This is a genomic window from Pseudomonas sp. TE3895 (genome assembly GCF_056278855.1).
This window is the reverse complement of sequence record NZ_JBWBQE010000001.1, coordinates 4,249,024-4,262,932: the sequence shown is the minus strand read 5'-3', so window position 1 is coordinate 4,262,932 and position 13,909 is coordinate 4,249,024. Positions and strand designations below refer to the sequence as shown.

The window sequence follows — 13,909 nt, the reverse complement described above, 5'->3', positions numbered from 1 at the left end:
AAGTTTGGGACCGGCATTTTGTGACTGGTGGCCAGAATCGAGAGGAGGGCGGGATTTTTGATAATTGGGTCGTCCCGGCTAGCCTGGCTTCAGATGTCTTCGCAGAGATCCAGACGTTGGTAGATGGCCAAGCAGATTCCCGGTAGCGGATACGTTCGCGTGTCCCACGATATCAGCTTCTGAGCGGCTGAAGGGTCATGACCCATGCGCGTAGCTAAACGATGTGCTGACGCGGCTGCCGACGCAGTGAGCCAGTGAGACCGAGCAACTGCTTCCGCATCTGTGGATGGCTGACTGATCTGTGCAAGGTGTGTACGCTGGCCGCTTACTCTTTAGCACTCCATTCGAGATACCCATATGACACCCAATCCGACAACTGATAACGCATTACGCGTTGCGTTGGTGACAGGATCAACGTCCGGTATCGGCGCAGCCATTGCACGTGTCCTTAGCCGGGCAGGCTATGCGGTGGTGCTCCATTCGCGAAATTCTGCGGATACGGGACGCGCGATGGTTGCCGAAATGAAGCAGGCTATTTACTTGCAAGCTGATCTTGCTGTCGAAGCGGACAGGGTCAGGCTTGTTAACGAGGCTATCGCCGCGTGGGGGCAGCTCGACGTACTGGTCAATAACGCCGGTATTAGCAGAGTCATTGCGCACGGCGACCTTGCCGCTGCCAGTTCGACGGTGTGGCACGAGCTTAACGAGGTTAATGTCGTGGCACCGTTCCATCTGGTTGCTTTGGCCGAGTCGGCACTGCGCGATGCCGCCCGTTACCGTCGAGCAGGTTGCGTCGTAAACATCAGTTCGCATGCCGGTACCCGTCCTAAGGGCGCATCGATTCCCTATGCGGTAAGCAAAGCTGCGCTAAATCACATGACCCGCTTGCTCGCGCTATCGCTGGGGCCAGACATTCGCGTAAACGCTGTGGCGCCTGGCTTGGTCGACACGCCTCTGACCGCAGAGTGGACAGAGGCCCAAGAGTTGTGGCGAACTCGCGCACCCATGCGCAGGGCCGCCAGCCCAGACGACATCGCAAAAGCTGTTGTCATGCTGGTCGAGTCGGACTACTTGACCGGCGAGATACTCCTTTCAGACGGTGGGTTGAATCTGACTTAGGTTTAGCGTGTTCCGGTGGAGCAGAAGAGAAGAAGGCCATATGGGGCGCTTGCTGGCCCATATGCCTGTTTACGGGCCAGCAAGCGGCGGGATTCACGCCCTGATCGCCTCAAGTAGCCCTATGATGCCGAAGATGCTCAGCCTTGGCGCCACGATCTCGACGATCAGAAGGTTAGACAATCGCAGGCGTTTTCACACAGCCTGGACCCAAAGCAGCCCTTCACGAAGGACTTCTAACGACCGATTGCAATCGGTCGCGTACGCCTGCAGTCGATCAAAGATATCTACTCATTCGCGGGTTTGTGGGGCGGGTAAAAGTCAGACGCCTTGAAGGTCGATGACTCAGTGCTTGTAGAGTAACGCTTCAACTACAACGCCAAACGCTGACGAATGTTCTCGGCGATTGGGGTAGTAAAGATGGTAACCGGCAAAGGGTTGGCACCAATCTTCCAATACCCGCACAAGGCTACCGTCCGCTAGCTCCTTCGCCACCATGTCCTCCGGCAGGAACCCCAAGCCACATCCCGCCACGGCCGCACGCAGGATCGGCAGGCTGCTGTTGAACGTCCATTGTCCTTCGACACGGGCCTTCAGTTCGTGACCATCCTTCTCAAAATCCCATTGCATCAGGCTGCCATGGGTGGGTAGGCGTAGATTGATGCAATTTTGCGCGGCCAGATCACCGGGCTCCTTCGGCACCGGCCGCTGTTTGAAATACTCGGGTGAGCCCACGACCGCGATGCGCAAGGGTGGGCCGATAGGAACGGCGATCATGTCCTTAGCCACCTGATCTCCCAAACGTACTCCGGCGTCATAGCGTTGCGCGACGATGTCGGAGAGGGCGTAGTCGACAGTGATTTCGACTTTGATGTCCGGATAGTCGGGTAGCACCTTCAATAGCTTGGGCCACAGAATATTGTTGGCGGCATGTTCGGATGCTTGAATCCGCACATTGCCTGCTGGGGTGTCACGAAACTCGCTGACCGCAGCCAGTTCGAGTTCAATTTCATCGAACCTCGGCGCCATCGATTGATACAGCCGCTGACCCGCCTCGGTGGGCGACACGCTGCGGGTGGTACGTGTCAGCAGGCGGACGCCCAATCGGCTTTCCAGCGCGCGCATGGTGTGGCTCAGCGCTGACTGCGAGACGCCAAGCTGAGCGGCCGCGCGGGTGAAACTGCCTTCGCGAGTGATGACCACGAAGGCTTGCAGGTCGTTTAGATTGGCGCGTGACATTGATGAGAACCTCTCATGAGGGGCGCGGGATTAATCCATGAAAGCAGGTTACACACGGAAGCGCGACCCCAAGAGCGGTAATTACAAGGTGCGGGCGTAAAACGCGGTCAGTTTGCCAATTGCGGCATCGACATAACGCGGCACCCAATAGGTTTCGATGTGCGTCGCGCCGTCGAGGATAAACACTTCCTTGTCGGTGGTGCCGGTGGCTTTGGGAAAGGCGTCCTGCGTCATGTACAGGCTATCGGCTTTGCTGCCCGCGATCATCAGCAACGGTTGGTTGATCAGCTCGATATGGTCAGTGGCGTCGAAACGCATCAAGTCGATCAGGCTGCTGGTGGTGTATTTGAAGGTCGAGTTCGGGTGCGCGTGGGTCTTCCAGTAGTATTCATAACCTTGGCGATACAGCTCGAAGGGCAGTTTGGCAATCTGCTCGTCGGTGAGGTTGGCATCGCCCGAGTACAGCACCGCGCCGCCGGCCGCTTCTTGCGCGCGGGCTGCTGACGCCTGTTGCAGGCGTTGCTGAATGCTGTCCAGTTGCGAGTCGTTGTAGCCGTTGCGACGTACCCGGCCCGAATTGAACATGCTCACGGTTGCCAGCGATTTGAAGCGTTTGTCGGTTTGCGCTGCCGCCAACGAATAACCACCGCCACCACAGATGCCGAGCAGGCCCAGACGCTTGTCATCGACGCCGGCAAATTGGCTGATGAAGTCGGCCATGCCGTGAATGTCTTCGATGCGATACGCCGGTTTATCGATGCTGCGCGGCTGACCACCGCTGGCACCCTGATACGCCGCATCGGCCGTGATGGTGATGTAGCCCTGTTCGGCCAGGCGTTGGGCATACAGACCGGCGACTTGTTCTTTCACGCCGCCATTGGGGTGGGCAACGACCACGGTCGGGTAGGTCTTCTTCGCATCGTAGTTGGCTGGAGTGTAAACGTTGGCGGCGATGTCCAGACCATTGAGTTTATAGCTGACCGGGTGGATGTTGACCTTGCCCGGTTCGTTCTTGCTGATCGCGCCGTCGTAGGTGAGGGTGAACGGGTTCTTTTTGTAATCGGCGGCCAAGGCTTCGCCCGCCGAGAGGCCGACCAATGCCGACATGAGCGTGGCTTTGAGAGTGTTTTTCACGTGAAGCTCCTGAGCAATCCAAAGGGCGGCAGTTGCAGATGTGTTTGGGTCAGTCCAGTTGTTTATCTCTGAGGAATTGCGCGACCAGGTCAGCGATCTGCACGTTGTTCAGATCCGACATGGGGAAATGGGTATTGCCGTGAATGCCGATTTCCGGCAGATGGATCAATCGAACATCCCCGCCGTGGCGATTGACCGCGTCACGCCAGAGCCTGGCCATTTCCAGGCGTGCGCGCCAACTGTCCTGAGCGGGCAGGTCGACCGCCTGCTCCGGGATGTTGTCGCCGTAAAGGATCAGGATCGGAATGCGAGTGAGGGCCATGAATTGCTCCATCGGCACCGCCGCGCCTTGCACCGTGTCGAACGCGCTGGGAATCGGCGCAGGCACTTCACCATCTGCAAACACGAAGCTGCTGCCCGGCTCGAACGCCACGATGGCCTTGACCTTGTCGTTCTTGATCGCCGTCAACCAGCCCGGCCCGCCACCTTGCGAGTGGGTGAATAAAATCCCTGGGCCGATTTTGTCGAAAAGTGCTGACACGCCATCAGCGACCACGCCCATGTCGAACGGCCCGGTGTTCGGCGTCATCGCCCGGAAAAACTGCTCGCGGGTCTGGGCGTCCTGTGCCACTTGTACGCCCTTGAAGTAGTTGGGCCACAAGCCGATGCGGAACTGGTTGAACCACAGTTGTTCGTCAGGCACAGGCTTGATTGTGGTCTCGACCATGCTGCGTCCAGCATCGCCACGCCGGGGCTGATCGATCAGATAGACGCCGTAATGGCGGCGCAGAAAGATGTTCTGAAAGCCTTCGCGACCATCGGCGGTGGTTTCCCAGGTCTTGGAAAACTGACCCGCACCGTGCCACATGACGATGGGCAGCTTTCGCGCATCCACCGGGATTTGATAGAAGGCGTAGGCGTGGTCACCATGGTAGGTCTGGCCGTTGGGCGTCATCGGTTGGTGCGGGTTGAAGGTGCCCGGTGCAGTGGTCACCGTTCCGCCTGCGGCGAAGCTGCCTTGTTGTTGAATCAGCAACGAGCCATCGGGGTGGTTCGCGCAGGCCGCCAACACGCTCAACAGCGTGATGCTCAGCAGGTACTTTGCAGATTTCATGTCATTTCCCCGACGCCGCGAGGGCCTGGGCCAACGCGGTGTTGGCGCGTTCAGCCGTCTGCGCATCGCCGTGTTTTTTCAGCAGTTCCGTGACCTCGTGCAACTGTGCCGGGCTCAGACCGACGCGCAGGCTCGCCGCCATGTGCGCGCGTAGTTGCGGCTCGACCCCAGGCGTTGCCGCCAGGGCCCCGACGGTCGCCAGTTCGCGGCTTTGCCAGTCGAGGTTGTCACGCTCGAAGATGTCGCCGAACAGGTGGGTTTGCAGGAAACGGTTGATCACTGGCGCGAACTCGAACACCGGGCCTTTGACCGGGGCGCCGGAGATCCGGGTTTGATTTGCAGTGCCGGCGGCCAGCAGCTCATCCCCGATCGGGGTCGGCCGGCTCGGCTCACGCCCCGGCACGTCTTCGATACCGCGCTTTTTGCGCGCCTGCACCACGGTCATCAGCTCGTTCAAGGCGTTAAGGCTACGCGGGAAGCCCACATAGGCGTACAGCTGCACCAGAATTTCCCGGGTTTCGCTGATGGTCAGGCCGGCATCGAGCCCTTGATTGAGCGCGGTGTTGAGGTTGGGCATGTCGCTGGTCGCCATGAACGCGGCGATCAGAGGGATCGTTTGTTGTTGGTGCGACAACGTGGCTGCGCTGGTGGGCTTGCTGGCCATGGTCTGCGATGCCTCGGCTGCTTGAGTGGTAACGCTGAACATCGCCCCGATGCCCAGACAAAGCGCCATGAGTGCGGGTAGGGTAGCGTTGTTGCGTGCGTCAATGGTCATCGTGAAAGGCTCCATTCGTTGCAGGTCACCGGGGTGTCGCTGGATCGTACGGAGGATGGTTGTATCGATTAACCCCGAAATTGCGCATGGACTTCTGAGCAGAGCTCATGAGTCGACCTTGACCTTACCGCTGCAATTCCGGCGCGACCCCGCTGATGCGGGGCCTGTAGGGCGGATGACGGACTGCGATAAAAGTGCCGGGCGAACAACTTCGACACATTCCGTAACTTCATTGGCCGGCGTATTGCGCCTCCGAGACCTGTTCTGCCCAGGTGACGGTGTTGCCGTCCTCGGCTTCAGCGATGGCGATGTGGGTCATGCCGTTGCTGGCCGTGGCGCCATGCCAGTGACGGGTGTGCGGCGGAATCCAGACAGTGTCGCCCGGCCGGATTTCCTGTCGCGGGCCGCCCTCTTGCTGCACGTAGCCGACGCCGGCGGTGACGATCAGCGTTTGGCCCAGCGGGTGGGTGTGCCACGCCGTGCGTGCGCCGGGCTCGAAGGTCACCGTGCCGCCGCCGATGCGCGCCGGCGCATCACCGTTGAACAGGCCATCAACGCGCACCGTGCCGGTAAAGTTTTGAGCAGCGCCCTTGACCGAGGGCTGCGAGCCGTTCGGCGTAACGCGGATTTCGCTGGCGGCCTGGGATTCTGCCGCCATGAATGACAAAGCAACGAGTGGTGCAATCAATCGGTTCATCGGATCAACTCCGTTCAGACGTGAAAGTGGCGCCGCACATGGCGCCGCGTTGGGCAGACTCAGAGTCCGGTCATCTTCAGTGCCGATTCCGGCAGGCGTTCACCGTGCACTTGAATCTGCGCCATCTGTTGGTTGATCTCGCGCAGATCGTCACCGGTCAATTGCAGTTCGACTGCGCCCAGGTTCTCTTCCAGTCGATGGGGTTTGGTCGTGCCTGGGATCGGTACAATCCACGGTCTCTGTGCGAGCAACCAGGCCAGCGCCACTTGCGCCGGCGTGGCGTGTTTGCGTTGCGCGACGGCTTTCACCACCTCGACCAATGCCAGATTGGCCTTGCGCGCTTCAGGGGAAAAACGCGGGACGAAGTTGCGGAAATCGCTGGCATCGAACTGCGTGTGCTCATCGATCTGGCCGGTGAGGAAACCGGCTCCGAGGGGGCTGAACGGTACGAAACCGATTCCCAGTTCTTCCAGTACGGCCAGCAGCTCCAACTCCGGGCCTCGCCAGAACAGCGAATATTCGCTCTGCACCGCCGTGACCGCTTGCACCGCGTGCGCCCGGCGAATGGTTTGCACACCCGCCTCAGATAGGCCGAAATGCTTGACCTTGCCCTCAGCGATCAGATCCTTGACGGTGCCGGCGACGTCTTCGATGGGGACCTGCGGATCGACGCGGTGCTGATAAAACAGGTCGATGCAATCGGTGCGCAGACGCTTCAACGACGCCTCGGCCACGGCGCGTATATGTTCCGGGCGGCTGTTGGTTCCACCGCCGCGTGCACCGGTGATCAGGTCGATATCGAAGCCGAACTTGGTGGCGATGACGACCTGCTCGCGGATCGGCTGCAAGGCCTCGCCCAGCAGTTCTTCATTGGCGAACGGGCCATACGCTTCGGCGGTGTCGAACAAAGTGATGCCTTGCTCGTGGGCCGAACGAATCAGCTTGATCATGCCGGCTTTGTCGGCAGCCGGCCCATAAGCCGAGGTCATGCTCATGCAGCCAAGGCCCAGTGCAGACACTTCCAGGCCATTGCCCAACGTGCGGATTTTCATGATGTCACTCCGTACAGAATTCGATTAACGCGTGCAGGGGTGATTGCTCAGCCAGCCGTTCACACGTTCCATGGTCTTGCGCTCCTGCTCACTCTCCATCACAAAACCTTCGAGAAGCCTAACCTTAGGCGCGTGCTCGACCAGCACGCTGCGGCTGTTGCCCAAGCCATAACCGCCGTGGGTATTGAAGGGGATGAGGGTCTTGCCGGTCAGGTCGTGGGCGCTGAGAAAGGCGCGCACGATGGGCGGGGCGGTTTCACCCCAGATCGGAAAGCCGAGATAGATCGTGTCGTAGTCGCTGAGGGCGTGAACCTTGTTTTGCAGCTCGGGCTCGAAGCCGCTGTCACGCTCCTGACGCGCTTGCTCCACGGTTTGCAGATAGTCCTCGGGGTAGGCGTGGGCCGGGCGAATCTCGAAGAGATCGGCACCCAGTCCACGCTGGATCAGCCCGGCGACCACGCGGGTATTGCCTGAGCGCGAGAAGTACGCGACCAGAATCCGCGAGCCTGAGCGCGGTGTTTGACGGACGCCTTGCGTGTCGGCGAGCGACAGCAGCGGGGCGCTGGCCAGTGCGGCGATCACCGTGCGCCGCAGCGGGTCGTGATCGTTGCTCATCGACCTACGCGCGCCTTAAGGGCCTCGGGATAACGCTCGCCTTCGATGCGAATCTGCGCCAGCGCTGTATCAATTGCCTTAAGTTCGAAGGCGTCAAGCGTGATGTCCGCGCCGCCGAGGTTTTCTTCCAGGCGATGCAGTTTGGTTGTCCCCGGAATCGGCACAATCCATGGCGCCTGTGCGAGCAGCCATGCCAGTGCGATCTGTGCGGGTGTCGCTTGTTTCTGCGCGGCGATCTGACGAATCAACACCACCAGTCCCTGATTGGCTTGCAGCGCCGACTGACTGAAACGGGGGACGATGCTGCGGAAATCGTCGCTGCCGTAAGTGGCCTGCGCCGACACCGCGCCGGTGAGAAAACCTTTGCCCAATGGGCTGAACGGCACGAGGCCGATGCCTAACTCCCACAGCGTCGGCAGGATTTCCTGCTCAGGCTCGCGCCACCACAGCGAGTATTCGCTTTGCAACGCTGCGACCGGCTGTACCGCGTGCGCACGGCGAATGGTCTGCGCACCAGCTTCTGACAGGCCGAAGTGCTTGACCTTACCTTCGCCAATCAAGTCTTTCACCACCCCGGCGACGTCCTCGATCGGCACATCCGGATCGACGCGGTGCTGGTAAAGCAGATCGATGTAATCGGTCCTCAGTCGACGCAACGAACCCTCGACCGCGACCCGGATGTGCTCAGGGCGGCTGTTGAGAATCTGCTGTTTATTGTCGTCGCCGAAGGTGAAGCCGAACTTGGTGGCGATGACCACTTGATCGCGCACCGGGGCGAGGGCTTCGCCTACCACTTGTTCGTTCAGGTAAGGGCCGTAAACCTCGGCGGTATCGAAGAGCGTGACGCCTCGGTCAACCGCCGATCGGATCAGCGCAATGGCTTGTTTTGTGTCAGTCGCCGGGCCGTAGCCATGGCTCAGTCCCATGCAACCCAAACCCAGGGCTGACACTTCGAGTGAACTGTTTCCGAGTGTGCGCTTGTGCATTTGGATCTCCCGACATTGGCGTTGGGAGCACAGTAAGCGAGCTAACGAGCGGGGACTAGACGGTGAAATCGGCAAGGGTTCATGAGGTTTGCTCATCAGTCCCGGAAATCGGGAGGTGGCGACTGTGTCCTCATGGACGTCTAGACGCCCTAAGCAAGTGCTCAGAAACAGGCCGTTCGCGTTTAATAGTAAATAATCGAGCGACCGCTTATGGTCGAAAGCGGCCGGTCGTGAATGCCAATTTACGACCCAAGCCCATCCTTCGCGAAGATAGGCGTGCGGCCAGAGCGGATGGCTTGAATCAGACCTGCTATCCAAGTCGAAACGGGAGCCTGCTTGGCGGGCTTACTGAAACAATCCGCGAACGACTTCCCTCAACCATCGATTTCCATTGTCCTGATGATAGCGGGCATGCCAATGCTGTTTGACCGTGAATCCCTCCACTTCGAACGGGCAGTCATGGACCTGTAGCCCATGCATATCGGCCAGTGTCTGCCCGATATGCCGCGGCAAGGTGCCCAGGAGATCGGTAGTCCCGATTATCATCCCTAACCCGAGAAACGCTGGCAGCTCGAGCATGATCCGCCGTTCTATCCCGGCCCGCGCCAATCCCGCTTCCAGCAGCTTCTGCCCGGTGCCGAAACTGATCTGCACATGCCCCTCGGCCCGATACCGCTCCAGGCTCATGCCATCGCCCAGGCGCGGATGCTGCGGGTTGCTCAGGCACACCCAGTCCTGCTCGAACAGCACCTGCTGATACATCCCCCCTCCCAGCCAGGGCACGAAGCCGATGGCCAGGTCCGCTTCGCCCGACTCCAGCGCGCTCTCGGTATTGCCGTCGATCCGCGCCGCCTCCAGGCGGATGCCCGGCGCATGGCTGCGCAGATGGTTGAGGATGCTTGGCAGCAAGGTGATGTGGCTGGCATCGCTGACACACAGGCGAAAACGCCGCTGCGCTGTGGCGGCGATGAACTGTGGCTCCCAGGCGGTCAGCCGGCGCAGCGATTCCAGCACCTCGCGGCACGGCCCTATCAGCTGATCGGCGCGGGGGGTAGGGGCCATGCCGCCCGGCGTACGCACGAACAGCGGGTCGTTCAATTGCTCGCGCAGGCGCGCCAGCCAGATGCTGATGGTCGGCTGGCTTTGCCCCAGCTGTTCGGCGGCACGGGTCACGCTGCGGCATTGGTACAGCACGTCGAACAGCTGCAGCAGCTTGGGTTCGGGCAGGGCCTCCAGGGTAGTCATTATTGAAATTCTCAATGGCTGTATTGAGGTCATTGTATAGCGCAAATAAACCCCGCTGCATAAGGTGATCGCAAATCACAGGAGGTCTGCGACGTGAAAATCTGCATTCTGGGCGCCGGTGCACTGGGTTGCGCCATCGGCGCGGCCCTGAGCGAGGCAGGGCATGAAACCTGGCTGCTGAACCGCGGCCGCGCGCATGTCGAGGCGATGAACCAGCATGGTCTGCGGGTGCAGGACGAGCGGGGCGAGCGCTATGTACCGGTCAACGCGGCCATCGAAGCCGAAGACGTTGGCGTGACCGACTTGGTGGTGGTGCTGGTGAAGTCGTTTCACACTGCAGAGGCCATCGCCGGTGCCCTCGCGCTGATAGGCCCACAGACGCTGGTGCTGTCGCTGCAGAACGGCCTCGGCCACGAGGACATCCTGGCCGAAGTGGTGGGTCGCCAGCGGGTGCTGGCTGGCAAGACCTATGTCGGCGGCGTGCTACTCGCGCCGGGCTCTATCCGCGCCGGTGTGGCCGGCAAACAGACTTTCATCGGTGAGCTCGACGGCCAGCTGACGCCCCGCGTGCAGGCCATCGCCGAAGCGTTCAACAATGCCGGGCTGGCCACCACGGTCAGCGACAACATCCTCGGCACCATGTGGGACAAGCTGCTGGTCAACGTCGCCACCGGTGCATTGAGCGGCATCACCATGCTCAGCTACGGCCAGCTGTACAGCGAGCCGCTGCTGGAAAGCACCGCCAAGGCCGCCGTGGCCGAGGCCATTGCCGTGGCCGAGCGCGCCGGCATCCGCTTGAGCCTGACCAGCCCCGAGGCTGCCTGGTCACTGGCCGCCGAGGGCCTGCCGGCGAGCTTCCGCACCTCGATGCTGCAGAGCCTGGAAAAAAACTCGATCACCGAAATCGACTTCATCAACGGCTCCGTCGTGCGCTGGGGCCAGCGCCATGGCGTGGCCACGCCGGTCAACGCAACCCTGGTGGCCTGCATCAAGGGTATCGAGCGCGCCATGGCCGATCACCAGAAAAGGGAAACCCCATGAGCCAGTCAAAAGCCTACCTCGAACACGTGGCGTTCTGGGTGCAGGACATTCAGTGGCATATCCGCTTTTTCAGCGAGGTGTGCGGCATGACCATGCGTGAAGTGCAGGGTGACGTCGAGCAACCGGCGCAGTACTGGACACTCGGCGGCCTGCAGTTCATTCACCAGCCGGACTTCGCAGGCCCGGAAGGGCGCCTGGCGCACCTGGGCATCATGTGCGAAGACCTGGAAGCGGCGCTGGCCGCCGCCCAACGCTTTGGCGTCAGTGAGATGCCCCAGGGCCGAAACTGGCTGCGCCTGCCTGATGGCCTGGCGGTGGAGTTCATCCAGGCGCTGCCGCCCAAATGCGTAGCCCAGGCACTGGCCATCGACCCGCGCGCGGAGGTGCAGGCATGAGCGTGATTGAAAAGTACTGGGACGATGCCCGCGAAGGCGATGAGTGCATCAGCCCGACCTACACCGTGACCCGCGAACGCATCCTGGCCTACGCCGACCTCACCGGCGACCACACCCCGGTACATGTCGATGAGGCCTACGCCAACGCCAGCCACTTTGGCTGCCTGGTCGCCCACGGCCTGTTCGGGCTGTCGATCGCCGACGGCCTGAAGACCCAGTGCGAGTACCGCTTCCTACCGGGCATGTCGCTGGGCTGGACCTGGGACTTCGTGCTGCCGATCAAGGTCAACGACGTGCTCCACGTGCGCATGCGGGTGGGGGCGATGCGCCCGAGCAACAGCCGACCTGGCTGGGGCATCGTGGTGCTGCCTTCGGAACTGATCAACCAGCACGGCGAAGTCGTGCAACGTGGCGAGCACCGGTTGATGGTGCCGCGGAGGGCAGTAGCATGAGCCAGGCATTGCCATTGGCGGGTATCCGCGTCATTGACTACAGCCACTTCCTCGCCGGCCCCTATGTCGGCCGTTGCCTGGCGGCGCTCGGCGCAGAGGTGATCAAGGTCGAGCGGCCGGGTAGCGGCGACGCTGGCCGCCAGCATGCGTTCACCCTGGACGACCAGCAGAGCGGCTATTTCCTGCAGCTGAACATGGGCAAGCAGGGCGTCAGCGTCAACATGAAAGACCCGCGCGGCAAGGCGTTCATGCAGCGTCTGACCGATTCGGCCGACGTGTTCATCGAGAACTACCGCCCCGGCGCTCTGGACAAGCTGGGCCTGGGCTACGCCGAGCTGTCGGCGCGCAACCCGCGCCTGGTGTACTGCTCGATTTCCGCCTACGGCCATACCGGGCCGGACGCCCACCGCGCCGGCTTCGGCCTGATCGCCGAGGCCAAGAGCGGGATCATGCAGATGGTTGGGGTGCCGGGCGAGGCACCGCCGCTGCTGCGTATTTCCCTGGGCGACATGTACACCGGCATCCACGCGGTGGCGGCGATCAATGCCGCGCTGCTCGGCCGGGTGAGCAGTGGCCGTGGCCAGCACATCGACATGGCGCTGTACGACACCCTGGTGTCGATGCACGAATACGCGGTGCAGTGTTACACGCTGTCCGGTGGCACTGTGTTGCCCCAGCAGACCGGCCACGACATGCCCACTTCGACCCTGTACGGCGTGTTCCGCGCCACCGACGGCGACCTGGTGATCGCCGCCCAGGTCGACGATGCCTGGCAGCGCTTCGCGGCCATGCTCGAAGCTAACGGCGGCCCGCCCGGGTTCGGCAGCGACCGCCGCTACCACAGCCTCAACGGCCGCAACGCCCACCGCGAGGCGATCCTGGCGGTGGTCCGCGACTGGGTTGGCGCGCGTCGGGTGGCCGAGATCCTCGCGTTGCTCGATGGCATCGACATCCCCAGTGCCAAGGTTCAACGCATCGACGAAGTGCTGGCCGACCCGCAGATCCAGGCACGCAACATGGTCATCGAGCAGCAGCACCCACGCTACGGCACGCTGCGCCTGGCCAACCTGCCGTTCCGCTTTTCCGACTGCGACACCACGATTCACCAAGTAGCCCCGGACCTTGGCCAGCACAACGCCGAAGTGGCCGCCGGGCTTGGCTTCAGCCCTGAAGAAATCACTGCCTTGCAGGCGGATGGCGTGTTGTTTACCCACGGAGATGCACGATGAGCGACCGCTACGCAGTGATCGGCCGACCGATCAGCCACACCAAGTCCCCACTGATTCATGGCCTGTTCGCTCAGGCCAGCAACCAGCAGCTGGAATACGGGGCTATCGAGGGCTCGCTGGAAGACTTCGAGGCCCAGGTACTGCAGTTTCGTAGCGAAGGCGGGAAGGGCATGAACATCACTGCCCCGTTCAAGCTGCGTGCCTTCGAGCTGGCCGACCGGCGCAGCGAGCGGGCGCAATTGGCACGGGCGGCCAATGCGCTGAAGTTCGAGGATGGCCGCATCGTCGCCGAGAACTTCGATGGCATCGGTTTGCTGCGGGACATCGAAGAGAACCTTGGCGAGCCGCTGCGCAACCGCCGAGTGCTGCTGCTGGGCGCTGGCGGCGCGGTGCGCGGGGCGTTGCTGCCGTTCCTGCAGGCGGGGCCACGCGAGCTGGTGATCGCCAACCGGGACATGGCCAAGGCGCTGGCGCTGCGTAACGAGCTCGATCACCCGCGTCTGCGCATCAGCCGCTACGAAGCGCTGGAAGGGCAATCGTTCGACATCGTGGTCAACGCCACCTCGGCGAGCCTGACCGCTGACTTGCCGCCACTGCCGGCTGATGTGCTGGGTGAGGCGGCCTTGGCCTACGAACTGGCCTATGGCAAAGGCCTCACGCCTTTCCTGCGCCTGGCCCGCGAGCAGGGCCAGGCGCGCCTGGCCGATGGCGTCGGCATGCTGGTGGAGCAGGCCGCCGAGGCGTTCGCCTGGTGGCGCGGGGTGCGGCCCGACACACGTGCCGTGATCAATCAGCTGACGATTCCCCTGGAGTAGGTCG

16 protein-coding genes are annotated in these 13,909 nt (G+C 61.9%); 7 read left to right on the top strand and 9 right to left on the bottom strand.

The window, feature by feature from the left end; all coding sequences use genetic code 11:
- The first annotated feature begins 20 nt into the window (after positions 1 to 20).
- Both ACZ889_RS19175 and ACZ889_RS19170 read left to right on the top strand, forming a co-directional pair.
- Complete coding sequence (locus tag ACZ889_RS19175; RefSeq protein WP_374222550.1) at positions 21 to 146, top strand: DUF6196 family protein; 126 nt, start codon at positions 21 to 23, stop codon at positions 144 to 146.
- Between the two features lie 211 nt (positions 147 to 357).
- Positions 358 to 1,119 (top strand): SDR family NAD(P)-dependent oxidoreductase, encoded by a 762-nt coding sequence (locus tag ACZ889_RS19170; protein WP_019751731.1) that lies wholly within the window; start codon positions 358 to 360, stop codon positions 1,117 to 1,119.
- Positions 1,120 to 1,461: 342 nt separating this feature from the next.
- Here ACZ889_RS19170 and ACZ889_RS19165 read toward each other — a convergent pair whose 3' ends face one another.
- From ACZ889_RS19165 to ACZ889_RS19125, 9 genes are all read right to left on the bottom strand, one after another.
- Positions 1,462 to 2,355: a LysR family transcriptional regulator gene (locus ACZ889_RS19165; protein WP_003248221.1), complete on the bottom strand. Its 894-nt coding sequence runs from the start codon at positions 2,353 to 2,355 to the stop codon at positions 1,462 to 1,464.
- An 81-nt stretch (positions 2,356 to 2,436) separates the two neighbouring features.
- The gene (locus ACZ889_RS19160) at positions 2,437 to 3,489 is read right to left on the bottom strand and encodes an alpha/beta hydrolase (RefSeq protein ID WP_004576668.1); all 1,053 of its coding nucleotides are present in this window, start codon (positions 3,487 to 3,489) and stop codon (positions 2,437 to 2,439) included.
- Between the two features lie 49 nt (positions 3,490 to 3,538).
- Complete coding sequence (locus ACZ889_RS19155; RefSeq protein WP_175442749.1) at positions 3,539 to 4,483, bottom strand: alpha/beta hydrolase; 945 nt, start codon at positions 4,481 to 4,483, stop codon at positions 3,539 to 3,541.
- A 121-nt stretch (positions 4,484 to 4,604) separates the two neighbouring features.
- The gene (locus tag ACZ889_RS19150) at positions 4,605 to 5,378 is read right to left on the bottom strand and encodes a carboxymuconolactone decarboxylase family protein (protein WP_180689978.1); all 774 of its coding nucleotides are present in this window, start codon (positions 5,376 to 5,378) and stop codon (positions 4,605 to 4,607) included.
- 229 nt (positions 5,379 to 5,607) lie between these two features.
- Entirely contained in the window at positions 5,608 to 6,075 is a 468-nt protein-coding gene (locus ACZ889_RS19145; protein ID WP_003248227.1) for a (R)-mandelonitrile lyase, read from the bottom strand.
- Positions 6,076 to 6,134: 59 nt separating this feature from the next.
- Positions 6,135 to 7,127: an aldo/keto reductase gene (locus ACZ889_RS19140; protein ID WP_014861121.1), complete on the bottom strand. Its 993-nt coding sequence runs from the start codon at positions 7,125 to 7,127 to the stop codon at positions 6,135 to 6,137.
- Between the two features lie 24 nt (positions 7,128 to 7,151).
- Positions 7,152 to 7,742, bottom strand: a complete 591-nt coding sequence (locus tag ACZ889_RS19135; RefSeq protein WP_070096611.1) for a flavodoxin — start codon at positions 7,740 to 7,742, stop codon at positions 7,152 to 7,154.
- Positions 7,739 to 8,728: an aldo/keto reductase gene (locus tag ACZ889_RS19130; RefSeq protein WP_179053021.1), complete on the bottom strand. Its 990-nt coding sequence runs from the start codon at positions 8,726 to 8,728 to the stop codon at positions 7,739 to 7,741. The genes ACZ889_RS19135 and ACZ889_RS19130 overlap by 4 nt, the downstream gene beginning before the upstream one ends.
- Positions 8,729 to 9,073: 345 nt before the next feature.
- Positions 9,074 to 9,973 (bottom strand): LysR family transcriptional regulator, encoded by a 900-nt coding sequence (locus ACZ889_RS19125; RefSeq protein ID WP_003248234.1) that lies wholly within the window; start codon positions 9,971 to 9,973, stop codon positions 9,074 to 9,076.
- A gap of 93 nt (positions 9,974 to 10,066) precedes the next feature.
- Here ACZ889_RS19125 and ACZ889_RS19120 point away from each other — a divergent pair, with 93 nt between their 5' ends.
- From ACZ889_RS19120 to aroE, 5 genes are read left to right on the top strand one after another with little or no spacing between them, the layout of a single operon-like run.
- Entirely contained in the window at positions 10,067 to 11,014 is a 948-nt protein-coding gene (locus tag ACZ889_RS19120; RefSeq protein WP_104961800.1) for a ketopantoate reductase family protein, read from the top strand.
- Positions 11,011 to 11,409 carry a VOC family protein gene (locus ACZ889_RS19115; protein WP_104961799.1) on the top strand — a complete coding sequence of 133 codons (399 nt, stop codon included), beginning with the start codon at positions 11,011 to 11,013 and terminating at the stop codon, positions 11,407 to 11,409. Before ACZ889_RS19120 ends, ACZ889_RS19115 begins: the two co-directional genes overlap by 4 nt.
- On the top strand, positions 11,406 to 11,861 hold the full coding sequence (locus ACZ889_RS19110) for a MaoC family dehydratase (RefSeq protein WP_019751728.1): 456 nt from the start codon (positions 11,406 to 11,408) through the stop codon (positions 11,859 to 11,861). Before ACZ889_RS19115 ends, ACZ889_RS19110 begins: the two co-directional genes overlap by 4 nt.
- Entirely contained in the window at positions 11,858 to 13,090 is a 1,233-nt protein-coding gene (locus ACZ889_RS19105; protein WP_003248241.1) for a CaiB/BaiF CoA transferase family protein, read from the top strand. Before ACZ889_RS19110 ends, ACZ889_RS19105 begins: the two co-directional genes overlap by 4 nt.
- On the top strand, positions 13,087 to 13,905 hold the full coding sequence (gene aroE, locus ACZ889_RS19100; RefSeq protein WP_180689980.1) for a shikimate dehydrogenase: 819 nt from the start codon (positions 13,087 to 13,089) through the stop codon (positions 13,903 to 13,905). Before ACZ889_RS19105 ends, aroE begins: the two co-directional genes overlap by 4 nt.
- Positions 13,906 to 13,909: the final 4 nt, after the last annotated feature.